The sequence below is a fragment of the Aminobacter anthyllidis genome (genome assembly GCF_018555685.1).
In the GTDB taxonomy this organism is placed as follows: Bacteria; Pseudomonadota; Alphaproteobacteria; order Rhizobiales; family Rhizobiaceae; genus Aminobacter; species Aminobacter anthyllidis.
The window spans coordinates 606,594-630,328 of the sequence record NZ_JAFLWW010000005.1; the positions used below are offsets into that span (position 1 = coordinate 606,594).

A 23,735-nucleotide genomic window follows, 5' to 3' on the forward strand; every position below is an offset into this window, starting at 1 on the left:
CCAACGCGGCACAATCATCCGCCGACGTCATGACCCATACGGAAGTCGCCGCCCGGATGGACGGCATCGTCCGCCCGGTATCATCAGGACGCAGCGAAGCCTTCCTGGCGTCGCCGACGGTGCAGAACCATGCCGCCAACCTCACGCTGCTGCCCGACGGAACGATCGCTTGTGTCTGGTTTGGTGGCACCATGGAGGGCATGGGCGACATCTCGATCTACATGTCGCGCCTGGCGCCCGGTTCGGACGTCTGGTCCGTGCCGGAGAAGATGTCGGACGACGCGCAGAAATCCGAACAGAACCCGCTGCTGTTCAACGCGCCCGACGGCAAGGTCTGGCTGCTTTTCACGTCGCAGACCTCGGGCAATCAGGACGGCGCGGTAGTCAAGCGGCGCATCTCCGAGGACGGCGGCAAGACCTTCGGCAAGGTGTCAGTTCTTTGCGACACCCCCGGCACCTTCGTGCGCCAGCCGGTCATCGTCAACGGTCGCGGCGAATGGCTACTGCCGGTGTTCCGCTGCATCGGCCTGCCCGGCACACGCTGGAGCGGCGACGTTGACACCGCTGCCGTGCTGATCTCCACCGACGCCGGTGCCAGCTGGACCATGCATGACGTGGCCGACAGCATCGGCGCCGTGCACATGAACATCGTGCCGCTCGGCGGCGACGAGATGGTCGCGCTCTACCGCAACCGCTTCTCCGAGCAGGTGCTGCGCAGCCGCTCGTCCGACGGTGGCCGCAGCTGGAGCGCACCAGAGCCGACCGACCTGCCTAACAACAACTCGTCGGTGCAGGCTGTGCGCACAGGCGATGGCCGCATCGCCATCGTCTACAATCATGCCAACGCCTCGATGTCCGACGACCGGCGCCTGTCGCTCTACGACGAGATCGAGGGCGACGAGGCAGAGACAACATCGGCCGGTGCCGAGCCTGCTGGTCGCAAGGCGGTCTGGGGCGTGCCGCGAGCCCCGCTTAGCCTCGCCTTCTCGTCCGATGGCGGCGAGAGTTTCCCCGAGCGCATCGACCTCGAAACCGGCGACGGCTTCTGCCTGACCAACAATTCCAAGGACGGGCTGAATCGCGAGTTCTCCTACCCGTCGATCCTCGCCACCCCGGACGGCGTGATCCACGTCGCTTTCACCTATTTCCGCCGCGCCATCAAATACGTCCGCCTGTCTTCAGGGGCGGTATGATGATGCGCATCGGCGGCCTTATCCAGCGGGAGCAATGACGATGAACGGTCTCAACACGCCCATCACGATCGTTCGGCCGCCGGTCATCGAGTTCGGTCCCGGCGTGGTGTCGCGGCTTGCCGGCTGGGTCAGGGCCCGTAACATAAGCAAAGCCCTTGTCGTCGCCGATGCCTTCAATGCCGCCCGGATCGACACGCTCGGCCTCGGCATAGAAACGGTCGTCTTCGGCGAGGTCCGGCCTGAGCCCGACCTGCCCAATCTGGACAAGGTGCTCGAACTCGCCGCCCGCTCGCAAGCGGACCTGATCGTTGGCTTCGGCGGCGGCAGCGCCATGGATCTCGCCAAGCTGGTCTCGGTCATGACCGGCACCGGCCAGCGCCTGCAGGACATTGTCGGCGCCGGCAAGGCGGCAAGGCGGAGCGTGGCGTTGGCCCAGGTGCCGACCACCTCGGGCACCGGCAGCGAGGCCGGCATCCGCGCTCTGGTCACCAATCCAGAGACACAGGCCAAGCTCGCGGTCGAAAGCATCGAGATGCTGGCCGACATCGCAATCGTCGACCCGGCGCTGACCATGACCGTACCACCTGCCGTCACCGCCGCCACAGGCGTCGATGCCATGGCCCATTGCGTCGAGGCCTATACCAACAGGAAGGCGCACCCGATGATCGATCTCTACGCGCTCGAGGGCGTGAAGCTGGTCGGTCGTTACCTCGCCCGAGCGGTGAAGGATGGCAGCGATGTCGAGGCCCGGGCCGGCCTGTCACTCGCCTCGCTCTATGGCGGCTTCTGCCTCGGCCCGGTCAACACCGCCGGGGGCCATGCGCTCGCCTATCCGCTCGGCACGCGCTGGCATATTGCTCACGGTGCAGCCAACGCACTGATCTTCCCGCACGTGCTCGCCTTCAACCTGCCGGCGGCATCGGAAAAGACCGGCCACATCTTGTCGGCGCTCGGCCTGCCCGAGGCGAATGCCATGCAGGACGTATTCGGCGCGACACACGACTATTGCGCCTCGCTCGGCATCGAGATGCGACTGTCAAAACTGGGGGTGCCCGAGAACGATCTCGAAACGATGGCGGACGACGCCTTCGCCATCCGCCGCCTGCTCGACAACAACCCGCGCGAACTGGCACGCGACGACATTCTCTCGATCTATCGCGCGGCTCACTAAACTGCGTGCGTTCTAGCGCTCGAAGTGCAGCCAGGACTTGGCCGCCGGCTCGTCACAGTCGGCTGCCTGAGGCTGCTTTCGATCTCGCGAAAATGGTCGGATTAGAGACCGGTTTTCGCCCTCTTGTTCCATCGCACGTCGCAGAAACCCGTTCTGACGATCAAGGGCGTGGAGGTCCGTACGATCGCCGAGCAGATGCTGCCTTCCAGCCTGCCGGATCGTCGCGCCGTTCGATCCGCCCTTGCCGGCAGGCAGCCGATCTGCGATCTCGGTTCTGTGCACGGAACTGAACCGGAGATGGCATTGCGCAGCGTGGGCTTGATCGTTTCGGCCATCGTCCTTGTCCTGGCGATAGCCCTCACAGCCGCCTGGGCGACACTTGCGCTTTGGTATCGCCTGCCCGCGCCCGAGATCGGCAGAGGCCTGGCCGCGGGCCTGTTCGCGTTGCTCGGCATCGCCACCGCCATCGCCTTGTTCAGCCCCTGGCGCCTCCACGCTCTGGCGCTGTTTGTCTTGGCCTTCGCCGCGGTGCTGGTATGGTGGAACACAATTGTTCCGTCCAGCCATGCCGAATTCGCGCCCGACGTGGCCCGCCAGGTCACCGGCACGCGCGATGGCGACATGCTGACGCTGACCAACATCCGCGACTTCGAGTGGCGCAGCAACACAGATTTCACCGAGCGCTGGACGACACGCAGCTACGACCTGAGCAAGCTAAAAACGCTCGACCTGTTCATGTCCTACTGGGCCGGGCCCGAGATGGCCCATGTCATCATGAGTTTCGGCTTCGAAGGCGGTGACCAGCTTGCCTGGTCGGTCGAGGTGCGCAGGCGCAATGGCGGCCATTTCTCGCCGATCGCCGACCTGTTCAAGGCCAACCCGCTGGTCATCGTTGCCGCCGACGAGCGCGACGTGGTCGGCGTCCGCTCGAATGTCCGTGGCGAGGACGTCCAGCTCTATCGCCTAAACGTCTCGCCGACCGCCGCCCGGGCGCTGCTGCTCGGCTATGTCACCGATGCCAACACGCTGGCCGAAACGCCGCGCTTCTACAATTCGATCACCACCAATTGCACCACCGTCATCTTCAAGATGATGCGCGCCGTGGGCGACGTGGCGCCGTTCGACTGGCGCCTGATCGTCAACGGATATCTGCCTGAATACGCCTATGACCGCGGCGCGCTCGACACCAGCCTCACCATCCAGGAGCTGCGCAGCCGCGCCAACATCGGCGAGCGTGCGCTGACGGCCGATTTCTCGCGGCTCATCCGGGACGGCATGCCGTCGCCGGTACCAATGCAGTAGGCGAACGGCTAAGCGCGGACCAGGCTAAGCCCGCGCTTCGGCGAACGTCACCAGACGGCGGCGATCCTCGCACCACAGCGCGAGATTGATGCAGCCGACGCTCTTCCAGAAAGTCAGCTTGACGCTCTGACTGGCATCGCGAAGCTCGGCATTGCTGTCAAAGCACGCCTGCAGGCGGTAGAACGGCACGCGGCTGCACAGGTGGTGGATGTGATGCAGGCCGATCGACCCGGTGGTCCACTGGGCCACCGCGGGCAAGGCGTACCATGAGCTGCCGCCAAATGCCGCGACGTGCAGGTCCCAGGCGTCGCCGGCATCCCAGCGCGTCTCTTCGAACTGATGCTGGACATAAAACAGCCAGCCGCCGGCCCAGGCGCCCATAACGACCACAGGCAGAACAGCCAGCATTACCGCCCACCCAGCCAGGAGGACGAGGCCGCCATAGACGAGCACCAGCGCCACATTGAGGCCGCCGGCGCTGCGCCATGCCTCGACGCGCGGAATGGCGTCGTTGTAGGGCAGCCGGTGCATGATCAGGAAATAGATCGGCACGCCGATCACGATAAGGATGATCGGGTTGCGATAGATGCGGTACATCAGCCGCTGGTTGGTGGTCATCGCCTCATATTCGGCCACCGTGCGCGTATCGATGTCGCCGATGCCGCGCTTGTCGAGATTGCCCGAGCCGCCGTGATGTACGGCATGTGCCTTCTGCCACAGCGTATAAGGCGTGAAGGTGAAAACGCTCAGCACCCGGCCGATCATCCGGTTGGCTTCGCGCGAACTGGTGAACGAGCCATGGCCGCAATCGTGCTGGATGGCAAACAGCCGCACCAGAAACGCGGCACATACCGGCGCCAGAAGAGCCAGCAAGAGCCAGCGCCAGCCGCCGAGCACCGGTCCGGCATAGGCGGCGAGCCAGACAAGTGCTGCTCCCATCGCCAGGAATGGCACCAGCGTCACCGCCAGTTCGAACGCCGCGCGGCGGTCGTCTGGATCGCGAAAGCGATTGCAATGTGATGCAAGCCGGCGAACGAGCGCCTTTTCGGCCGCATGATCTGCTGCCTGGGCAGACCCTGTGGGCAGGCCGTCCGCCTTGGACGACATCAATTTCGTCATTTAGTCCCCGAAATCTCGCTGCCAACTCGGTCAAGCGCGCCATTTGTCCATAATGCGCGGCAAGCGCCGTGGCTAGTGGTACCACCGTGGCATATTAGCTGTATTCAGCGTCTATGCACCGCTGCACGCAAATCATGGCGTTTTCCTGTTGAGTGCATGCGCCATAACGTTTTAGGTCGTGAACATCAGTCAGGCAGCCAAAAGGCCGCAGGGGAACGTCTATCCATGGCTTCACTGGAAATTTCCGCCGGCTCGGCCAAATGGACCGCTCTGTCAAGCCATCGCCTGTGGCTGCTGCAGCAGGCGGATGCGCTGTTCTCATTCTTCGAGCGCCAGAGCCTCAATCCGCTCGGCGGCTTCCATGACCTCGACGATCGTGGCCAGCCGCTCGCGCCCGGTGCCGTGCCGGGCAAGTTCGCCGGCCGCCAGATCCACGTCACCACGCGCATGGTGCATTGTTTCGCCATCGCACATCTGATGGGCCGCCCCGGCGCCGACGCACTCGTCGACCACGGCATGGATTTCCTCTGGAACGGCCACCGCGACGCAGCCAATGGCGGCTATTTCTGGGGCGTCGGCTATGACGGCCCGACCAACGACACCAAGCAGGCCTATGGCCACGCCTTCGTTCTGCTCGCGGCCTCCAGCGCCAAGGTTGCCGGTCACCCCGACGCCGACCGGCTGCTGACCGACATCTCGACAGTCCTGTCCGAAAAGTTCTGGGAAGAGGCGCATGGCGCGGTGGCGGAAGAGTTTACCCGCGACTGGAAATCCTTCGACAGTTATCGCGGCCAGAACTCCAACATGCACCTGACCGAAGCGCTGATGGCCGCCTTCGAGGCGACCGGCGACAGCAACTACCTGACAATGGCCGAGCGCATCGCCGACCTGATCATCCGCCGCCATTCTGCCGCCGCCGGCTGGCGCCTGCCCGAGCATTTCACATCAGACTGGAAGCTCGACCGCGACTATTCGGGCGATCCGATGTTTCGCCCCTATGGCACCACCCCCGGCCACTCGCTCGAATGGGCGCGGCTTCTGCTGCAGCTGTGGGAACTCGGCGGCCGCAAGCTCGCCTGGTTGCCGGATGCCGCCAGGAACCTGTTCGGCCAGGCGACGGCGGATGGCTGGGATCCTGCCAAGGGCGGCTTCTACTACACGCTCGAATGGGACGGTTCGGCCCGCATCAAGGATCGTTACTGGTGGCCGTGCTGCGAAGCGATCGGGGCCGCATCCGTACTCAACGCCATCGGCGGCGACGATGCCTACGAGCAGTGGTACCGGCGCATCTGGAGCTTCTGCGCCACCCGCTTCATCGACCGGACCAATGGCGGCTGGCACGCCCAGCTCGACAACGACCTCAAGCCCAATGCCGGCCCGTTCTACGGCAAGCCCGACATCTATCACGCGCTCCAAGCTTGCCTGATCCCGCTATTGCCGACGTCAGGCAGCATCACCCGTGGCCTCCGCACGACAGGCATCCAGATCTAGCGATCTCGTACGCCATGACGGTGGGCTCTACTGCCAGTGCGCCGCCACCTGGTTGCCGAAGATCGCGCGCTGCATCGAGCCTGCCAGCGTCGCCGCATAAGGTGTGGCGATGTGGTGCCGATCGCGGAAGGTCAGCTTGCCGCCGATCATCGCCGGGCATGTCGTTTGGTTGCAGAACAGCTCGGTGAGGTCGACATATCTGACGCCACGCAGGCCTGATGTCGCGGCTTGTTCGGTCTTTGACACCCGCTCGTCGATGGCTTCCTGTCGCGGCGTATCGCAGACCGTGCTGCTCCTGCCCTGCCACAACGAGCGCGCCACGCAGCGGTCGAGATACAACTTGTGCACCGGAACGTCCCTGAGCAGCACGACCTCGGCGCTTGTCTCGCTAAGTGCTGCCAGCGAACCCCTCAGGCCGTCGGCCCAGACATCGCGCGTGACCAGGTGATCCGGGTCGCCGTTCACGTCGTTCTCGACATAGCTGTACGAAAACTGCGCAACGATCACTGCATCGGGCTTCAGGTCGGCGATTTCCTTCATCGCGGCTTTCCGCCACGCGTCGCATTCCGCATAGGCCCGCATCAGCCGAACGTTCCACGTTGGCACCGCCGCGACCGAACAGGACGATTTCAGGTAAGTCACCACGCGCCAGTTGTTTGCCTCGGCGATCTTCGCCAGCGGCGTCGACCAGTGGTCGGCGTGTGAATCGCCGAACAGCACGATCGTCTTGCGCGGTTGCGATGCCCCGAGGTTGCAGCTGCGCGGCTTCGTTTGCTCCAGGCTGACGACGCAATTGGTGTCGATCTGGCGCGCCGACGAGAACCGCGCCGCACTTTCCGCGATCAGCTTCTGGTCAGGATCGACGCTTCGTGCCGCAAGCTGCGAAGCGCCATAGGACAAGGTCACGCCAAGCGACGTGAGCAAGGCCGCAAGCCCGAGCGAGCGCAGCGAACCGGCCGAAAGCCAGCCGCTCAGCCGCACCGGGTTCTCGACGAAACGATAGCTGAGATAGGACAGGCCAACAGTCGCCAGCAGGCACGCCAGCCGTCCGACGAGCGAAAGGTCGGGCCAAAGGATCGTCGCATAGACGATGACCGGCCAATGCCAGAGATACAGCGAATAAGACAGCTTGCCGGTCCATTGGAACGGCGGCAGCGACAACAGCGCCGCCGGCCCGGCGGCGCTTCGGCGGGCGCCGGAAAGCAGCAGCATCGCCGTGCCGAGAACAGGCATCAGCGCAATGAGGCCGGGAAAGGGATCGGTTTCCGAGACGGTCAGGTAGGCGGCCGCGATCAGCCCGATGCCGGCCCAGCCCATCGCAGGCGAGAAACGGAAGCCCGACGCCCAGCGCTCGGCCACCGCCAGCGAGACGAGCCCGCCAATGGCGAATTCCCAGGCGCGCAGCGGCGAGAAATAGAAAGCCCAGGGCTGCGATTCCACCGTGAGCCAAGCGCAGGCGGCGAACGATGCCAGCGCGGCCACGCCCAGCATCATCGCCAGGCCTTTCTCGCCCGGTCGAAACCGCGCCACCAGCAGCAGGAAGGCCGGCCACAGGAGGTAGAACTGCTCCTCGACCGACAGCGACCAGAAATGCAGGAACGGGTTGTTGGCCGTATCAGTGGCGAAATAGTCGAACGACCATCGCAACAGCCACAGATTGATGACGTAGCTCGACGCAAACAGCGCGCCCTTGGCATAGAGCTGCTGCTCGGATGGCGCCAGGATGAAATAGCCGGCGGCAAGCGTCGCAGCGATCACCAAAAGCGATGCCGGCAAAAGTCGCCGCGCCCGACGCCCGTAGAAGCGCCAGAGATCGACAGTCCCGCTCCGGCCAATCTCCTGCATCAGATGCCGGGTGATCAGATAGCCTGAAATGACGAAGAAGATGTCGACGCCGATGAACCCGCCAGGCAGGTCGGACATGCCGAAATGGAAGGCGACCACACCGCCGACAGCAATGGCGCGCAGGCCCTCGATGTCGGGGCGGAACGACGAAGCGGGTGCCGTCATGTCGTTGCTGCGATGAGCGTGCTGGACATGCAGGCAGGATCGACGACGCTGTCCGCCAACACAACTCAAACTATGTTGCAATGCAACATGAAAGCCGCCGCATCAACGGAACGAGGGGCAGCGCCGAACGTCGATCCCGGCACGAACGGAACTCAACCGATCATTCACCGTTAATGACCAAAGGCAAATAGGGCGGCAGCTAGGATGACCAATCGCGAGAATTTGCTCGGCGAGCTTCCTGCTGCGGTCTATACGACCGATGCCAGGGGACGGATCACCTATTTCAATGAAGCAGCTGCCGAGCTGTGGGGAAATCGGCCTGAAATCGGCAAGGATGAATGGTGCGGTTCCTGGCGGCTCAGGACAGCCGACGGCGCACCCCTCGCCCATGGCGATTGCCCGATGGCGCTTGCGCTCAGGACGGGCCGCGCGATCAAGGGCGCTGAGGCCATGGCCGAGCGACCTGACGGTACGCTGGTGCCATTCCTCGCCTTTCCGGCGCCGCTGCGCGACGATCTTGGCAACATCAATGGGGCCATCAGCCTGCTGATCGACATTTCAGCTCAAAAGCAGGCTGAGATACAGACCCAGCGCCTCGCGTCGATTGTTGAGTCCTCCGATGATGCCATCATCAGCAAGGACCTGAGTGGTGTCATCCAGAGCTGGAATGCCGGCGCCGTCAGGCTTTTCGGCTATCGCGCCAACGAGGCCATTGGCAAGCACGTCCGCATGCTGATCCCTGATGACAGGCAGCAAGAAGAAGACCTCATCCTTGGCAAGGTGCGAAGCGGCGAACGTGTCGACCACTTCGACACCTTGAGGAGACGCAAGGACGGCAGCTACGTGGCCATCTCCCTCACCGTATCGCCGGTGCGCAGCGCCGCCGGCAAGGTGATTGGCGCCTCCAAGATCGCCCGCGACATCACCGAACGGAAGGAAAGCGAGAGCCGTATCCGCATGCTCATGCGCGAGGTGAACCATCGGGTGAAGAACCAGTTCGCCGTCATCCTTTCGATGATCCGGGAGACCGGCAAGCATACGAAGACGATCGCGGAATTCGACACCCAGATCCGCAACCGAATTATGGCGCTGTCGCAATCCCAGGACCTGCTTGTCGATGGCGACTGGCGCGGCGCGGATCTGGCCGACCTGGTCAGAAATCAGATCCGCCCTTTTGCCGCCGAGCGTCGCGTCCACATATCCGGGCAGCCGGTCATGCTATCGACCATTGCGGTCCAGAACCTCGGCATGGCTTTCCATGAGCTTGCCACCAATTCGGCCAAGCATGGCGCACTTTCGTCCGACCTGGGAACCGTCGAAATAGGCTGGACCACCTCCGATCGCTTTCATCTGACCTGGAAGGAAACCAGCGGGCCAGCGGTTGGCAAGACCTCGCGCAACGGCTTCGGCAGGATCGTGCTCGAGCGTGTTGCGCCATCGGCCTTGAATGGGCTCGGCCATCTCAGCTTTCAGTCCAATGGCATCACCTGGACACTCGATGCGCCGCTCGAACTGGTCACCACCCCGGATTTTTAGCCCCACGGTTTCACGTTCGTCGCTTGCGGGCTGGTTTCTCTTGCCAGGCAAGAGCGACACACACGCGGGAATCTAGTTGAGATTTCCTCCGCATCGGCAACCATTCAGGAAACGGAAACGCCCGGCGCGCATTGTGGCTAACGAAGGCATGGATTTGCCCGGCGTCGGCGTCATCAACATTTCTACGAGGCTTGAGACTGGTCAGCTTTCTGAATTTCCGCTCGCAACGGCGGCCGACCAAACGCGGACGCTTCGAGATCGACCTGTCCGACACGGTCGTCTATGCCATCGGCGACGTGCATGGCTGCTACCATGAGCTGGCGTCGCTCGAAGGCAAGATCGTCGCCGACGCGGATACGCTGCCCGGGCGCAAGCTGATCATCATGCTTGGCGACTACATCGACCGCGGCCCGGATTCCGCCCGCGTGCTCGACCATCTGATCGCCCCCCCGCCAGCCGGATTCCAACGCATTTGCCTGCTGGGCAATCACGAGGCCCAGACGCTCGACTATCTCGACGGCAAGATCTCGCTGGAACGGTGGCTTGCCACGGGCGCCCGTGCCACCTTGTTTTCCTTTGGTATCGATGCCGAGCGCCTCACCGAGCTCTACGGCACCGGTGGCAAACTCGACGACTACATCCGCGCCAACATCCCGCGCGAACACGTGGAGTTTCTGCGAACCCTGCCGGTCATGGCCTATTCGGAGCGCTTCGTGTTCGTCCACGCAGGCGTTCGCCCCGGCGTGCCTCTGCTCGAGCAGGAGGACGATGATCTCCTCTACATCAGGGAGGAGTTTTTCGAGGCGTCGCGCCGGCTCGACCGCTGGGTCGTTCACGGCCACACGCCGATCAACTTTCCTCGCCTCGATGGGCGCCGGCTCGACATCGACACCGGCGCCTTCAGGACCGGCCGGCTGACGGCCGTGAGGATCGCCGGCAAGAGCGGCCGGCTGCTATTTTCCTGACCCTCAGGTCGCGACCTTCACCTTGGCCTCGCTCTTTTCGACATAGTAGCTCGAGTAGCGCTCCAGGAACTGTTCCGAGCTGCCATAGGCGCCGTAGCGCGGCAGCTTCTTCAGGTCGACCTTGTTGAGCACGAGGCCGAGGATCTTGTTGGCGATCTGGGGCTCGGCATTGAGCGCCGAGCGAACCAGAGGGCGCGGCGTCGCGCCCCATTCGGCGACCAGCACGAAGCCGTCGGCGAGCGGCGCGAACGCCTTGGCGTCGACCACGGGTCCAAGCGGCGGAAGGTCGACGATGATGTATTCGAACGTCGCCTTGGCGTCGTCGATGAAGCGCCGCATGCCGGCTGACGAAAGCAGCTCGCTGGTGTGCGAGAAGCGGCCGCGTACCACCGCCGGTACGATGGCCATCTTGGTCTGGCGGTCGACCTTGACTACGGATTGCCAGCCCTGGTCGTTGACCACCGCCTGGACCAGCCCTTGCTCGGCGTCGATGCCGAGGCTGCGGCTGAGGCCGGGATTGCGCAGGTCGGCGTCGATCAGCAGCGTCTTGGCGCCATTGCTGGCAAGCAGGCCAGCAAGATTGGCGGCTACCGTCGACTTGCCCTCGCCCGGAAGCATCGAAATGATCCCAATCACCTTGCAGGCCGTATCCTGCAGCACGACGTCGCCGGCGATCTTCGCGCTGCGCAGCGTCTCGGCGAACATCGAGGCCGGTGCATCGACAGCGATGCGCATCCTGGCGCGCCGCTTCAGCGCCTCGGAGGCGCGCGTCGGCGCCTGCGGCGGTGGCGTGCCCATATTGGCGGTCCCTGGCTTGGCCGGCTCCTTCTTTTCATCATGCGAAGCAAGCAAAGGCAGATAGCCGAGGAACTTGACGCCAAGCCTTTCGCGCACGTCCTCGGCGGTGCGGAAGAAGCGTTCGTTGAACTCGTTGAGTGCTCCGAGCGCTGCTCCCATCATGATGCCAAGCACCAGCGACAGCCCGAATACCATCGAGGTTCGCGGGCTCGACGGACCGCGTGGCGTCGTCGCCTCCGAAATCACCCTGACCTTGGCAATGGGGAAGGAGCGCTGCTGCGAGGCCTCCTCATAGCGCGACAGGAAGGTCTGGTAGAGCGTACTCAGTGCCGTCGCCTGCTGTTGCAATTCGCGCAGTCGCACCTGCGCCTGATTGGCACTGGAATTCTGGCCGGTCGCCTCCGACACGCTGTTGCGCAGGGCGGTCTCGCGCGACTGCGCCACCTCATATCCGTTACGGTAGGTCTCGGACAGCTGGGTAAGCTCACGCAAGATCTGGTTGGAAAGATCGACTTGTTCCTTGCGTAGGGCCACAGCCTGCGGATGGTTGGGACCGAAGCCCGACGCTATTTCCTGCTCGCGCTTGGATACGCCCGAATAGCGTTTCTTGAGTTCCGAAATCAGCGGGTTGCCGGCTTCCTCGGCCGACAGGGTCGAGTTGCTGACAGCGGCTTGCGGGCCACTTTCAACGATCGTCCGATATTGCTCGTATCGCGCCCGCGCCTTCGCTGTATCGGCCTGGGCGAGGATCAGCTGGGCATTGAGATCGGACAGCTGCTGCTCGGCAAGGGTTTCGCCGCGTGTCGCCGCCAGGCCGTTTTCGGCACGGAATTTTTCGACATCGAGCGCTGCCTTCTGCGAACTCGCGCGCAATTCCTCGAGCCGCCCCTGAAGCCAGACGGCTGCCTTTTCGGTGGCATCGAAACTCGCGTCCAACTGATCGGCTACAATGGCGTCGGCATAGGCCTTGGTGATATCAGCCGCCAGTTTCGGTTCGTGCGAACGATACCCCATGGAGATGACGTAGCTGCGGCCGGAACGCTCGGCCCTGACGTTTGCCTGCAACATCGCTACCGCCTGCTCCTTGCGCGCTACATCGGCAGTAGCCGTGCGTTGCGCGTCGGTAAGCTCGGCGCTGCCGGCAGCCTCCGGGGCGGAGCGGAATATCTGCAGGAAGCCTCGCGCATAGCCGACCAGCGTCGACAGAAGCGACTGCGGCGGCTGCATGAAGTTGGGATTCTGGGCGAGCTTCTGCTTGTCGACGACCACCGCGGCCAGACGCGCCGACTTGATGATCTCGATCTGGGAGAGGATCGCCGCATCGGTCTGCATGTTGACCGGCGTCGCCGATACCTCGTCGACCATCTTGTTCATGCCTTCGTCGATCAGCACGCTGGTGCTGGCGGTGAAGGTCGGCGGCGTTGTCTGCAGATAGACAAGCCCGAGCAGCAAGCCAATGACCGCGCCGATGCCGACCACCTTGGCCTGGCGCTTGGCCATGGAGAGCAGGCGCTCGAGATCGATGAAGTCGCTGCCTTCCCGCGCGTCCTCCCGAGGCGCAGGAATGCGGTTGCTGAAAGGAAAGCTGGCGTAGTTCATCTGCGTTCCAGTTCTAGCCTGAGCAGCGATCGCCGCTGCTCGAAGGGTTCTGGCGCGCAGCCGGCTTCAGCCACGCATGTATGTTTGCCCCAAGGGGCACGGCATTCAAGGCACTGCCGAAACACCGGTGAGGGCAAGCGACTTCGCCTGCCCTCGCCGGCAATCCGTTCGGTCAAGCCGCGGCGACGTGATCGTGCTCGGCGACCATCTCGCGGATGGCATCGAGCACGGAATCGCGAATGTCGGCACGCTTCAGCGCGAAGGCGACATTGGCCTGGATGAAACCTTCCTTGGAGCCACAGTCGAACATCCGGCCGTTGAACGGCCGCGCGAAGAAGGCCTGGCTCGCCGCAAGGCGTACCATCGCGTCGGTCAGCTGGATCTCGCCGCCGGCGCCGCGTGTCTGGGTGCCCAGCAGGTTGAAGATCTCCGGCTGCAGGATGTAGCGGCCGTTGATGTAGAAGTTCGACGGTGCATTGCCCGGCGCAGGCTTTTCAACCATCGCCGTCACCTCGAAGCCCGAACCGACATCCGGGCCCTTGCCGACGATGCCGTATTTGTTGGTTTCACTCGGATCGCACTGCTCGACGGCGATGACGTTGCCGCCTGTCTCGGCATGCAGGTCCATGATCTCGGCCAGGCAGCCGCGCTTGCCGAACGACACCATGTCGGGCAGCAGCAGTGCGAACGGCTCGTCGCCGATGATGTCGCGGGCGCACCAGACGGCGTGGCCGAGGCCATGCGGCGCCTGCTGGCGGGTGAAGCTGGTGGCACCGGGAATTGGCAGCAAGCTCTCCAGCGACCTGATCTGCTCGACCTTGCCGGCCTGCTCGAGCGTACCGACGAGTTCAGGATGAAGGTCGAAATAGTCCTCGATGACCGCCTTGTTGCGGCCTGTGACGAAGACGATGTGCTCGATGCCGGCTTCCAGCGCTTCGTCGACGGCGTATTGCACCACGGGCCTGTCGACGACGGGCAGCATCTCCTTGGGCATGGACTTGGTCGCGGGAAGGAACCGCGTGCCGAGCCCCGCCACCGGGATCACCGCTTTCCTGACTTTCTTCATCGTGCCAATCCTCTCGCTCATTTCAGTCTCCTCGTCTTGGTATTGGCCGTTTCGGCAAGCGCATCATTTGCCGGACCGGTATGCGAACTGCCGCGCAACCCGGCGCAGCCGGACTTCTATCGGCATCCGCAGATGGCGAACCGCCGCCGGGTCCCCCAGTGCGGTTCTGATCGCCTTGAGTGGCGACCGCCGTTTGATGTGCTGAACCAGTGACAGGAATGAGGCAGCCTGCCTCAGGCTGCGGGCGCGTAATGTGAACGCTTTTTGCGCATCCGCATCGAGCCTGTGGGCAGCCGCGAAGGCCGCGTCGGCATGCTGCATCGCCTCGACGTGATGAAGCTCCAGAACCCTTGAAATCGAGCCGCTGCGCACATGATAGGCATAGCCTACGGCGGGTTCGACGGCGCAGCGAGCGCCCTTGGCGAGCGCGCTGGCGAGCAGGATGTAATCCTCGCCGATGCGCAATTTTTCGTCGTATCGGAGGCCATGGCGCTCAACATATTCACGCAAGAATATCGGCTTCATGTAACCAAAATTGAACATGGATTCGAAGACGACATTGCCGCCGATGAAGTTGGCCAGCGTAAGATTGCCCAGTTCGTCGAGATAACGCTCGGGAAACATCACCTCGGGCGGCGTGCCGTCTTCTCGAATCACCACGATGTTGTCGACGGCGATCTCGACAGAGCCTTGTTCGGCTCGGGCGATCATTGCTGCAAGCCTGCCGGGCAGCACGGCGTCGTCGGAATCGAGAACGGCAACCCAGCGGCCTCGCGCGGCGTCAAGGCCGGCATTGCGCGCCCCGCCCGGGCCCCGGTTCGTTTCGAGCGCCACCACCCGAACCCGCCCTTCGCCATAAGAGCGCGCAAGCTCAACCGTTGCGTCGGACGAGCAGTCGTCGACGACGATCACCTCGACGGTGACGCCTGGCTGAGCCAGAGCGCTGTCGATGGCGCGCCCGAGCGTAGCTTCGGCGTTGTAGGCAGCGATGACGAAGCTGACGTCAGGCTGCATCCTGGCCTCCCGCGTTGCCATAGAGCTGCAGTTCGCGGGCACCGACCAGACCGCTCAGCACGCCGACATGCATCACGCCGCGCAGCAGGCTGCGGTTGCGGCTGACCGGCTGCAACGCCGTGAGCCCGGCCGCGGCAAAGCAGTAGCCGGCCTTGGCCGATGCCCGGGCCAGTTCGCCCGCCCGGCCAACGCCGGACCGTTTCGAAGCGAGCAGACGGCCATGCGTCTGGCCGACGCGGAAGCGCCTTTTGCCAAGCCAGGCGAACGACGCGCGTGACGCTGGAACCGGCTCTTCCACCCAGGCTTCGGGAGCATAGGCGATGCGGCCGCCGGCGCCGTGGACCTGATCGAAGAACTCGGTGTCCTCACCGCCAGACTGGCCGCGTTCCAGGCTGAAGCGGCGTCCGGCAATGCTCGGCGCGCCCATGCTGAGCAACGCATTGCAGGTATAGCCGGTGCGGATCTCGCCCTGGACGAAAACCGGATAGGTCGAATGGAAGTCGCCGACCTGCATCCAGCCCGGCGCCTCTTCCCCGTAGCGCGCCTTGACCGGCCCGAGCACCACATCGGCGCTGGTCGCCTGCGCGGTCTCGACGAGCCTTTTCAGCCACGAGCCCGTAGCCTTTTCGTCATCGTCGATGAAGGCGACGAAGTCCGCCGCGCTGGCATCGAGGCAGGCATTGCGGGCCAGCGAGATGTTGCGCGCCGGGCAATGGACGTAGCGGACCGGCAACGAAAGTTCGTGAGCCAGGCCGGCGACCAGTGCCTCGGCGCTCGGCACCTCGTCATTGTCGGCGACGACGATGCCGATGCGATATCCCCGGGGCATGTCCATCGCCGCCAGCGAGCGCAGCGTGTCGGCAAGCTCGCGCCGCCTGAAGGTGCAGACGCAGATGTCGATAACAGGCGTCCCGGTCATGCGGTTCGCCCTTTTGCCGGCATGCCGAGAAGCTGGAGCCAGAAGCCGAGCGACCACGCAAGATGCATGACCATGGCCGACACGCCGGCGAGCGCCAGCCCGGGATTGCCGGCGCGCAAAGCAAGCACAAGTCCATAGCCAAGGCAGATCGCCGCCCAGGCGATGAAAGGCACGGCGAAAATCCAGTGCATGAACGACAGCAAGGCGAGGCACGCCGCCGGTGCCACCATCAGCGGCGCCATCTGCCTGAGCTTGGGGATGACGCGATGCTTCAGCACATTCTTCGCCCGTCCCCTGCCGTAGCCGAGATACTGGCGGAACAGGCCGCCGAGCGAAGCGCGCGGAAAATAGGTCATGCGGGTGCGCCCGCTCATCCAGACGCGGTGGCCGGCCTGGCGCAGGCGATGGTCGAGCTCCGCGTCCTCATTATGGCTGAAGCTTTCGTCATAGCCGCCGACGTCGCGAAAGGCTGCGATGCGGAAAAGTGCATGGTGTCCATGGTCGACCCACTCGCCCGCGGAGCCATGCCGGTGCTTGGAGCCGCCTGTGCCCAGTTTCGAGTTCTGCGCCGCGGCCGCGGCCTGCTGGACGGTGCCGCTGCCCTCCGTCAGCATCGACACCACGACGGAATCAGCGCCGGTCTCCAGCGCTTCCTCGATCAGCTTGTCGCAATAGTCCTCGGGGTAGCCACCATGGGCGTCGATGCGGATCAAGTAGTCGACACCATCGCCGAACAGTTCGACCGCGCGGTTGACGGCCGCGCTCTGGATGCGCGCGGGGTTGTCGATCAGCACGACATTGTCGTCCTCTGCCGCAACGCTGGCAACGATGGCGCGCGTGGCATCGCTGCTGCCACCGTCGGCGACGATGATACGGGCCCCGAGTCGCCGGGCGGCCGGCCGAAGCCGGGCCAGAAGGCCACTGATGTGGCGTTCTTCATTGAGACACGGAATGACAATGATGGCGGATGACGTTTCAATCATGAAGCTGCTTGTGTTGATTGCGTTGAGTGTCAGGCCGCAATGGCGCCGGGAGCGCCATTTTCAGCAGCGACGCGTTCGAGCCTCACCACCAGCGCGCGGCAATCGGAGCGGTCGCAGATCCAGGTCGCGGGATCGCGCGCAAGCACCGCGTGATGCAGGGCTTCGTAGCGCTCCATTGTCATGTCCGAGAGCGCTTCCGTCAGTGCCACCACCGACGGCTCGGCCAGCACCAGCCCGATCTTGTGGCGTTCGAGGAAGCTCGCCGTCTCCGTGCCGGCCATGGCGATCGGCACCGTGCCGAAACGGCAGCCTTCATAGAGCCTGTTGGGCAAAAGCCATGTCGAGTTCTGCCCTTCCTCGAAGAAATCGATCGCCCATGAGAAATGCACCTGCGAATAGATGTCGGCCATGTCCTCGGGGTTTCGGTAAGCACCTTTAAACGCCAAATGGGGCTCGGATTCGACGAAACCATGGAAATCCGGAAACTCCGAAAGTGCCGGGCGCCCGCGCATCACGAGCTCGAAGCGGCCATCCGTGCCACGCGTGAAGTCGGCCAGCAGTTCGAGCGACTTGCGGCAGCGCAGCGCTCCGAACCAGCCGATCTTCCAGGGCTCTCTCGGCGACGCAGGTGCCGGTCCTGAATCGGGTCGCGGCTCCAGTTCCAGCAGCTTGTTTTCGACCAGTTCGATGGGAGCGTCGATCTGGCTGAACCGTTCGAAATAGTGGCTGACAAAGGCCGGCGAGCTGGTCAGCAGCAGGCTGACATTTCGCCCGAGCAGCCGCTCGGCACCGCGCAGGCCCCTGCCGAGAAAGTCCTCGCGCAGCACCAGGCGGTGAATGTCGAGACATTCGTAGATGATCGGCACGGAGGATGAGAAGGCGCTGCGCGCACGCTGCGCCAGCGCCAGCATTTCGAGATTGCGGGCCAGGATCACGTCGGGAACCGCGATCGATTTCAGCGACGCGGCAATGCGTGTCGCTGCCATGGCGACCGCGCCCAGCCGCTGCGCAAAGCGACCATCGCGCGTCATTCCAAGGTCGATCGGCGTCAGGCCCTCGACGTCTTCAAGCTCTTGCGTCCGGCGGAAACCAGCGAGCGTAACGCGCGCGCCACCGGCCTTGAGCATGATGATCCGTCGACGAACTGCCGGGTCGGAAACATCATGCACCAGGTACAGAACATGCAGCATGAATTCACGCTCGCAGTTTGGCCCACCGATGACGAGGCTAGTGGAGTCATTGCTGCATCGCAACAATTATTGACTGATCCGACCTCAATTATTGTTGCGCCGCAAAACGGCCCGGTTAGCCTGTACTTAATTTCCCGACACGATCATCCAAGGAGGCGAAGCCCCATGAAGACAGTCATCGTCGAAAATACCGTCTGCCTGAACACCGGCGACGCGGCGATCCTGCTGGCGATCAGGCACATCCTCAAGGCGGCCTACTCGGGCGAGTTGCGCTTCCAGGTCTTCGACAGCCAGCCCAAGGTGGCGTCGCGGCTCTATTCCAGGCAGGCCTATCCCGACATCGAGATCCGCAAGCTGCTGTCGGAATCGATCTTCAAGTACCCATACGACGACAACCGACTGAAGAACCTGGCCAAGCCGATCTACAACCGCCTCGCACTGAGCGCGCTGCGCCACTGCGGCAAGAGCCGGGCGCTCGACGAGACGATGTTCAGCGCCGAGGACCGCCGCAGCCTCGACATGTACCGGCAGGCCGACCTCGTCGTCACAACAGGCGGCACCTATCTGGTCGAGAACTACAATCTCGAACGCCGCCTCAACCAGTTCCGCATCGACGCCGTCTTCGGCAAGGATCCGGTTTTCTTCACCCAGTCGCTGGGACCGTTCGACAAGGACTACAATCGTCGCGAACTGAAGCCGGTGTTCGACCGCAGCCCGCTGATCCTGCTGCGCGACGAGCGCTCGCGCGGTCACCTCGCCGGCCTCGTCGACAGCCCCGACAAGTGCCATGTCGTCGCCGATTCGGTGTTCGCGCTCGCCGACAAGAAGCGCATCGAAACGCTGCTTTCCACTGACCACCCGCCTCAGCCGACCGGCCGTGTCGGCATCTCGGTCCGGCACTGGAACTACGTCAATGACGGCGCCGACGGCATGCGCCGCTACATGGATTCGATCCGCGACATCGCCACGACGCTGGTGCGCGACCACGGCAAGCAGGTGACTTTCGTTTCGACCTGCCAGGGCGTGCCGGAATACGCCCATGACGATTCGAAAACGGCGCGAGCCATCGTCACCGAACTGGCCCCCGAAATCGCTGCCCATGTCGATGTCAATGCCGAGTTCCATACGCCTGAACAGCTGATGGAGCTGGTCAAGGGCTTCGACTTCGTCGTCGCCACCCGCATGCACATGATGATCATGTCGCTGTGCGTTGGCGTGCCGGTGCTGCCTATCGCCTACGAGTTCAAGACCCGGGAGCTTGCCAAGCGCGTCGGCCTCGCCGACCTGCTGCTCGACATCGACACGGTGACCCCTGACGAAGCCGTCCAGAAGCTCGCAGCCTTTGCCGGCGATCTCGAACGCTTGCGCGCAACCAACCTTGCCGCGGTGCTGGAAGAACATGCCTCGGCCATGTCGGCCGCCGACCTCGTCAGGCCGTTGCTCGTAGATATTTCAGCGGATGTTGCGGGCGACGGTCTTCCAGGCCTCGACAAGGGCGCGGCGGGACTGCGGCACGGCGACCATGAAGGCAAGCGCCACCGCGTAGCTTAGGGTTGCGGCCGTCACGGCCGCCACGATGTTGGACTGCGCGGTCAGCGAAGCCGGCAGGTAGCCGTAGCCGAGCCAGGCGACGGCGGCAGCGACGATCAGCAGGCCCTGGACCATCAGGAAGTCGAGCGCCGAGACCGGGCCGGTGCGCCCGAGCATCACCGCCAGCACTGGCAGCCTCAGCATATAGCCGCTGATGGCATAGGCCGCGGCGACCCCGACGGCACCCCATTTCAGCCCTACCGCGAAAGACAACACCGTGGTCAGCGCCGAATAGATCCCCCAACGAAACATCGTTTTCGTCTTGCCCTGGCAGATGAAGATCCAGCCCGTCGTGCTCGACACCGGCTGCATCAGCCCGGCAATGCCGAGCCAGGCGAAGATCGGTGCCACTGCCAGCCAGCGTTCGCCGAACAGGATGGCGACGACCGGCTCGGCGGCAATGGTCAGTGCCGCGATGCCGGGCACGGTGATGAAAGCAAGCAGCCAGTTGGTGCGCAGGTAAAGCTCGCGGAAACGCGGCTTGTCGTCCTGGATGCGGCTGAGCAACGGCACCATCAGCCGCGACAGCGGCTGGTTGATGTTCTGCAGCGGAAACAAAAGCAGCTTGTAGGCGCGGTCGTAATAGCCGAGCTCGATCGGGCCGGAGAACTTGCCGATCAGGATGTTGTCGAGGTTGCGCGAGAAGAAGTTGACCAGGTTGAAGCCGGTGAGGTTGGCGCCGAAGGACAGGATCTCGCGCTCGACCTTGACGCTCGGCCTGCCCGGCTTCCACCGCGTCGCCAGCCAGGCGCCGAGCAGCGTAACGATAGCGCCGGCAGCAGGTCCGATCACCAGCGCCCAGTAGCCGAGCCCGGCATAGGCGGCGGCAATCGCCGCCCCAAGGCCGGCGAGCGCTGTCGCCACGTCATTGATGGCGAGCCGGCCGAACTGCAAATTGCGGTTCATCAGCGCCAGCGGCAGCGCTGCAAGGCTGCCAAGCAGCAGCGGCATTGCGGCGGCCAGCGTGATACCGGTCATCCGGGCATCGCCATAGAACGCCGAAACCGCCGGCGAAAGCGCCGCGATGATCACGGTGCAGATCAGGCCGGCCAGTGCACTGACCCAGAACACCTGGTTGAGCTGCGGCTGGCTGATCTCGGGACGCTGGATGACAGCTTGCTGGAGGCCGAGATTCTGGAACAGCCCGACAAAGGCGATGATCGGCCCGACAGAAGCGACGAGGCCGAAATCCTCCGGCGCCAGCATCCGCGCCAGGATCACCACCGAGACGAACTGGATGCCGATCTTGATCGCCTGGGCTGCCGCCGTGAGCGCTCCCCCCCTGAGCGCGATGCGCCCCAATTGCTGGGTTTCGGCGCTCATGCCGCGACCTTGGTTGCGGCGAGGCGATAAAGCGTATCGGCGAAGGCGTCGTTGAGCCGGACCGAATCGAAATCTTCTTCGACCTTGCGTCGCGCAGCGACGGCGAGGCTTTCGCAGGCGCCGGGATTGTCGGCGATCCAGACCAGCTTTTGCGCCAGCGCCGCAACGTCCCTTTCGGGTGCCAGCAGCCCGGTCTTGCCGTCCTCGACCAGCTCGGGAATGCCGGAATGGTAGGTGCTGACGACGGTCAGGCCTGCAGCCATAGCTTCCATCAGTGCGACCGGGATGCCTTCGAGATCGCCATCTCCCGCCCTGACGCTCGGCAGCACGAAGACATGCGCCTCGCTGAGCCGCTGCTTGACCTCGGCATGCGGGCGCGGACCAAGGAATGCGACGCGTCCTGAGATGCCAAGCTCGGCTGCCAGTTGCTTCATCGCGTCGAGCAGTTCGCCGCCGCCGATCACCGTGTAGGACCAATCGATCTCAGGTCGCGCCGCCTGCATCCCGGCCAGCGCGCGCAAGGCAAATTCGATGCCCTTCTTCTCGGTGAGCCGGCAGACCGAAATCAGCGCCAGCGGATCGCTGCCATGCTTGGCGCCGCGAAAGCCGATAGCCTCGGTGTTGACCCCCATGTGGTGCACGGCGACCGTGTCTGCCTCGGCCCCCGCCTTGATCAGCGCATCACGGAAGAAGCCGTTGACTGGCAGCTGCAGCGCGCCTTGCTGGAACACCACCTCGTAGCGCGACAGCGTTCCGTCATGCATCGGCGCGCCGACATCGTGGCCGTGAAAGATGGTCACCAGGGGGGCTGTGAGCCGCCGCTGCTTCATTGCCCTGGCCACGCGCAGCCCGTTGTTGCCGAAATGCGCGACGATGACGTCATATTTCTCGAGCTTGCCGGCAAAGGCGATGTCGAGGGCCGTCGACGCCTTGTCCCACAGCCGGCCCGACCATCGGCGCAGCGAGGGGCGCAGCAGCCCGAGCGCACCCCACCATTGTTCGATGCCGCCGGGCAGGTTGCGCCAGCGCGGGTCGTCGATGTTGCGCTCCTTGCCAAAGGTCGTCTCGTTGCAGACGACGCCGACCTCGATGCCGCGCTCGAGGCAGCCTGAGATCTGGTCGAGCACGAAGGTCTCGGACAGCGAGGGAAACTTGTCGACGACAAAACAGACTTTCATCGATCCGCTCTCCGGAAATTCGGACGGACTGCCGCCAAGTCAGGCCGCCTTGTGCAGGGCGCGCGCCGCCGCGCGGTCGAGCACGCCCATGAAGGTGGCGAACTGGGCATCGGGCTCAAGCTGCGGGCGCTCGGAAAACACCCGTGCCGCGGCAGAGAGGCGGTTGTATTCCACCCTGTCGTCCCACAGGCGACGCAGCGTCTGCACCCACAGATCGAGCGGTGCGTCATAATCCAGCACCACTCCGCCGCTGCCGATCGCCTCCGGCAATCCGCCGCGCCGCGAGCCGATGACCGGAATGCCGCTGCAATGCGCCTCGGAGGCGACACGGCCCCAGGCCTCTTCCCATTTGCTTGGCGCAAGCAGGATCTTGGTGCGGCCGTAGACCGTCTTCATGTCGTTGGTCCGGCTTTCCAGCCTGACATTGCCGAGCGGCGCGATGGTCTCTTCGATGCGGGCGCGGTGGTCGTCGGCCAGCTTCCAGCTTTCGACGAACAGGAAAGGTATTTCGGGGCATCGCCCAGCAATCCGGACCGCAAGTTCAAAGCCCTTTTCCTCGTAAGGGTTGATCAGGGTCACGAACTCTCCCGTCGTTGGCGTGGCGTAGTGGGCCGGGTTGATCGTTGGCGGAATGACCGTCGATTCGATGCCGAAACGCTGCCCATAGGTGCGCGCGGTGAACTCCGAATTGGCGATGTAAAGCGCCGATTTCAGCTCGCTGAGATCGCCGCCCAGTTCATGGAACTCGACATTCCTGAGATAGACGACAAGCGGCACGCCCTGGGCCTCCAGCGCCTTTCCGATCGGAACCGATTTGTGGCACTGCACCACCGCGACATCGGGTTTCAGTTTCTGCACGGCAAAGCCGGCTGCCTCCCACGGGAACCAGGCGCGGACAACCGGATAACCCGGAAACGTGTCGATGACAGCGCGCTGCATGAGCAGCTTCATCTTGGCGCGTGCCTTGAAGCCGAACATGCCGTCGCCAAACAGAGCGGCGAGCACCGAGGCCTCATGGCCATGCGCCCTGAGCTGCTCGACAAGATGATGCGTGCTCGACTGAACCCCGCCGCTGAATTCGGGCGTGTAGCCGTTGCCGCCGGCAAAAAGCACCCTCATGCGGCCAACTCCCTTTTTGCACGGCGGCCCTGGCCGGCCGTTTTCCGCCCGATGGAGACATATTTGATGCCGTGGCGGGCGACGACGGCGGGGTCGTAGAGATTGCGGCCGTCGAAGATGACGGGCGTGGTCAGTTGCTCCCTGATCAGCTCGAAGGACGGTGCCCTGA

At 64.0% G+C, this 23,735-nt stretch carries 18 protein-coding genes; 7 read left to right on the forward strand and 11 right to left on the reverse strand.

The window, feature by feature from the left end:
• The first annotated feature begins 29 nt into the window (after window positions 1-29).
• From J1C56_RS20075 to J1C56_RS20085, 3 genes are all read left to right on the forward strand, one after another.
• Window positions 30-1,193 carry a sialidase family protein gene (locus J1C56_RS20075; RefSeq protein WP_420797421.1) on the forward strand — a complete coding sequence of 388 codons (1,164 nt, stop codon included), beginning with the start codon at window positions 30-32 and terminating at the stop codon, window positions 1,191-1,193.
• 40 nt (window positions 1,194-1,233) lie between these two features.
• On the forward strand, window positions 1,234-2,364 hold the full coding sequence (locus J1C56_RS20080) for an iron-containing alcohol dehydrogenase (protein ID WP_214391798.1): 1,131 nt from the start codon (window positions 1,234-1,236) through the stop codon (window positions 2,362-2,364).
• Between the two features lie 297 nt (window positions 2,365-2,661).
• Complete coding sequence (locus J1C56_RS20085) at window positions 2,662-3,666, forward strand: Lnb N-terminal periplasmic domain-containing protein (RefSeq protein ID WP_214391857.1); 1,005 nt, start codon at window positions 2,662-2,664, stop codon at window positions 3,664-3,666.
• Window positions 3,667-3,690: 24 nt separating this feature from the next.
• Here J1C56_RS20085 and J1C56_RS20090 read toward each other — a convergent pair whose 3' ends face one another.
• Complete coding sequence (locus J1C56_RS20090; RefSeq protein WP_214391799.1) at window positions 3,691-4,785, reverse strand: fatty acid desaturase; 1,095 nt, start codon at window positions 4,783-4,785, stop codon at window positions 3,691-3,693.
• Window positions 4,786-5,010: 225 nt separating this feature from the next.
• On the opposite strand from J1C56_RS20090, the gene J1C56_RS20095 reads away from it, so the two are divergent.
• A complete protein-coding gene (locus J1C56_RS20095; protein WP_214391800.1) occupies window positions 5,011-6,276 on the forward strand; it encodes an AGE family epimerase/isomerase in 1,266 nt (421 codons plus the stop codon).
• A gap of 27 nt (window positions 6,277-6,303) precedes the next feature.
• On the opposite strand, the gene J1C56_RS20100 is transcribed toward J1C56_RS20095, so the two are convergent.
• A complete protein-coding gene (locus J1C56_RS20100) occupies window positions 6,304-8,286 on the reverse strand; it encodes an acyltransferase family protein (protein ID WP_214391801.1) in 1,983 nt (660 codons plus the stop codon).
• Window positions 8,287-8,490: 204 nt separating this feature from the next.
• Between J1C56_RS20100 and J1C56_RS20105 the strand changes: the two genes are divergently transcribed.
• On the forward strand, window positions 8,491-9,822 hold the full coding sequence (locus J1C56_RS20105) for a sensor histidine kinase (protein ID WP_214391802.1): 1,332 nt from the start codon (window positions 8,491-8,493) through the stop codon (window positions 9,820-9,822).
• Between the two features lie 191 nt (window positions 9,823-10,013).
• A complete protein-coding gene (locus tag J1C56_RS20110; RefSeq protein ID WP_246591605.1) occupies window positions 10,014-10,787 on the forward strand; it encodes a metallophosphoesterase family protein in 774 nt (257 codons plus the stop codon).
• 3 nt (window positions 10,788-10,790) lie between these two features.
• Here J1C56_RS20110 and J1C56_RS20115 read toward each other — a convergent pair whose 3' ends face one another.
• The 6 genes from J1C56_RS20115 to J1C56_RS20140 form a co-directional block, all read right to left on the reverse strand.
• Window positions 10,791-13,184: a polysaccharide biosynthesis tyrosine autokinase gene (locus J1C56_RS20115; protein WP_214391803.1), complete on the reverse strand. Its 2,394-nt coding sequence runs from the start codon at window positions 13,182-13,184 to the stop codon at window positions 10,791-10,793.
• 172 nt (window positions 13,185-13,356) lie between these two features.
• Window positions 13,357-14,250 (reverse strand): UTP--glucose-1-phosphate uridylyltransferase, encoded by an 894-nt coding sequence (locus J1C56_RS20120; protein ID WP_214391859.1) that lies wholly within the window; start codon window positions 14,248-14,250, stop codon window positions 13,357-13,359.
• Between the two features lie 63 nt (window positions 14,251-14,313).
• Window positions 14,314-15,264 (reverse strand): glycosyltransferase family 2 protein, encoded by a 951-nt coding sequence (locus J1C56_RS20125; RefSeq protein ID WP_214391804.1) that lies wholly within the window; start codon window positions 15,262-15,264, stop codon window positions 14,314-14,316.
• Window positions 15,254-16,183 (reverse strand): glycosyltransferase family 2 protein, encoded by a 930-nt coding sequence (locus tag J1C56_RS20130; protein ID WP_214391805.1) that lies wholly within the window; start codon window positions 16,181-16,183, stop codon window positions 15,254-15,256. The genes J1C56_RS20125 and J1C56_RS20130 overlap by 11 nt, the downstream gene beginning before the upstream one ends.
• Window positions 16,180-17,166, reverse strand: coding sequence for a glycosyltransferase family 2 protein (locus J1C56_RS20135; protein WP_214391806.1), 987 nt, complete (start codon window positions 17,164-17,166; stop codon window positions 16,180-16,182). The genes J1C56_RS20130 and J1C56_RS20135 overlap by 4 nt, the downstream gene beginning before the upstream one ends.
• Before the next feature lie 29 nt (window positions 17,167-17,195).
• Window positions 17,196-18,356, reverse strand: coding sequence for a glycosyltransferase family protein (locus J1C56_RS20140; protein WP_214391807.1), 1,161 nt, complete (start codon window positions 18,354-18,356; stop codon window positions 17,196-17,198).
• Window positions 18,357-18,521: 165 nt separating this feature from the next.
• On the opposite strand from J1C56_RS20140, the gene J1C56_RS20145 reads away from it, so the two are divergent.
• Window positions 18,522-19,907 carry a polysaccharide pyruvyl transferase family protein gene (locus tag J1C56_RS20145; RefSeq protein WP_214391808.1) on the forward strand — a complete coding sequence of 462 codons (1,386 nt, stop codon included), beginning with the start codon at window positions 18,522-18,524 and terminating at the stop codon, window positions 19,905-19,907.
• Here the strand turns inward: J1C56_RS20145 and J1C56_RS20150 are convergent.
• The 3 genes from J1C56_RS20150 to J1C56_RS20160 are packed head-to-tail and all read right to left on the reverse strand — an operon-like array spanning window position 19,809 to window position 23,566.
• Window positions 19,809-21,269, reverse strand: a complete 1,461-nt coding sequence (locus J1C56_RS20150; protein ID WP_214391809.1) for a lipopolysaccharide biosynthesis protein — start codon at window positions 21,267-21,269, stop codon at window positions 19,809-19,811. The two genes, J1C56_RS20145 and J1C56_RS20150, sit on opposite strands and share 99 nt — an antisense overlap.
• The gene (locus J1C56_RS20155) at window positions 21,266-22,447 is read right to left on the reverse strand and encodes a glycosyltransferase (RefSeq protein ID WP_214391810.1); all 1,182 of its coding nucleotides are present in this window, start codon (window positions 22,445-22,447) and stop codon (window positions 21,266-21,268) included. Before J1C56_RS20155 ends, J1C56_RS20150 begins: the two co-directional genes overlap by 4 nt.
• A gap of 39 nt (window positions 22,448-22,486) precedes the next feature.
• Entirely contained in the window at window positions 22,487-23,566 is a 1,080-nt protein-coding gene (locus J1C56_RS20160) for a glycosyltransferase (RefSeq protein ID WP_214391811.1), read from the reverse strand.
• Window positions 23,567-23,735 lie beyond the last annotated feature (169 nt).

Coding starts and splice junctions, on each gene's coding strand:
- J1C56_RS20135 (WP_214391806.1), bottom strand. CDS start 17,166: ATGATTGAAACGTCATCCGCCATCATTGTCATTCCGTGTCTCAATGAA.
- J1C56_RS20105 (WP_214391802.1), top strand. CDS start 8,491: ATGACCAATCGCGAGAATTTGCTCGGCGAGCTTCCTGCTGCGGTCTAT.
- J1C56_RS20095 (WP_214391800.1), top strand. CDS start 5,011: ATGGCTTCACTGGAAATTTCCGCCGGCTCGGCCAAATGGACCGCTCTG.
- J1C56_RS20160 (WP_214391811.1), bottom strand. CDS start 23,566: ATGAGGGTGCTTTTTGCCGGCGGCAACGGCTACACGCCCGAATTCAGC.
- J1C56_RS20125 (WP_214391804.1), bottom strand. CDS start 15,264: ATGCAGCCTGACGTCAGCTTCGTCATCGCTGCCTACAACGCCGAAGCT.
- J1C56_RS20130 (WP_214391805.1), bottom strand. CDS start 16,183: ATGACCGGGACGCCTGTTATCGACATCTGCGTCTGCACCTTCAGGCGG.
- J1C56_RS20150 (WP_214391809.1), bottom strand. CDS start 21,269: ATGAGCGCCGAAACCCAGCAATTGGGGCGCATCGCGCTCAGGGGGGGA.
- J1C56_RS20100 (WP_214391801.1), bottom strand. CDS start 8,286: ATGACGGCACCCGCTTCGTCGTTCCGCCCCGACATCGAGGGCCTGCGC.
- J1C56_RS20080 (WP_214391798.1), top strand. CDS start 1,234: ATGAACGGTCTCAACACGCCCATCACGATCGTTCGGCCGCCGGTCATC.
- J1C56_RS20145 (WP_214391808.1), top strand. CDS start 18,522: ATGAAGACAGTCATCGTCGAAAATACCGTCTGCCTGAACACCGGCGAC.
- J1C56_RS20075 (WP_420797421.1), top strand. CDS start 30: ATGACCCATACGGAAGTCGCCGCCCGGATGGACGGCATCGTCCGCCCG.
- J1C56_RS20155 (WP_214391810.1), bottom strand. CDS start 22,447: ATGAAAGTCTGTTTTGTCGTCGACAAGTTTCCCTCGCTGTCCGAGACC.
- J1C56_RS20140 (WP_214391807.1), bottom strand. CDS start 18,356: ATGCTGCATGTTCTGTACCTGGTGCATGATGTTTCCGACCCGGCAGTT.
- J1C56_RS20090 (WP_214391799.1), bottom strand. CDS start 4,785: ATGACGAAATTGATGTCGTCCAAGGCGGACGGCCTGCCCACAGGGTCT.
- J1C56_RS20115 (WP_214391803.1), bottom strand. CDS start 13,184: ATGAACTACGCCAGCTTTCCTTTCAGCAACCGCATTCCTGCGCCTCGG.
- J1C56_RS20120 (WP_214391859.1), bottom strand. CDS start 14,250: ATGAAGAAAGTCAGGAAAGCGGTGATCCCGGTGGCGGGGCTCGGCACG.
- J1C56_RS20085 (WP_214391857.1), top strand. CDS start 2,662: ATGGCATTGCGCAGCGTGGGCTTGATCGTTTCGGCCATCGTCCTTGTC.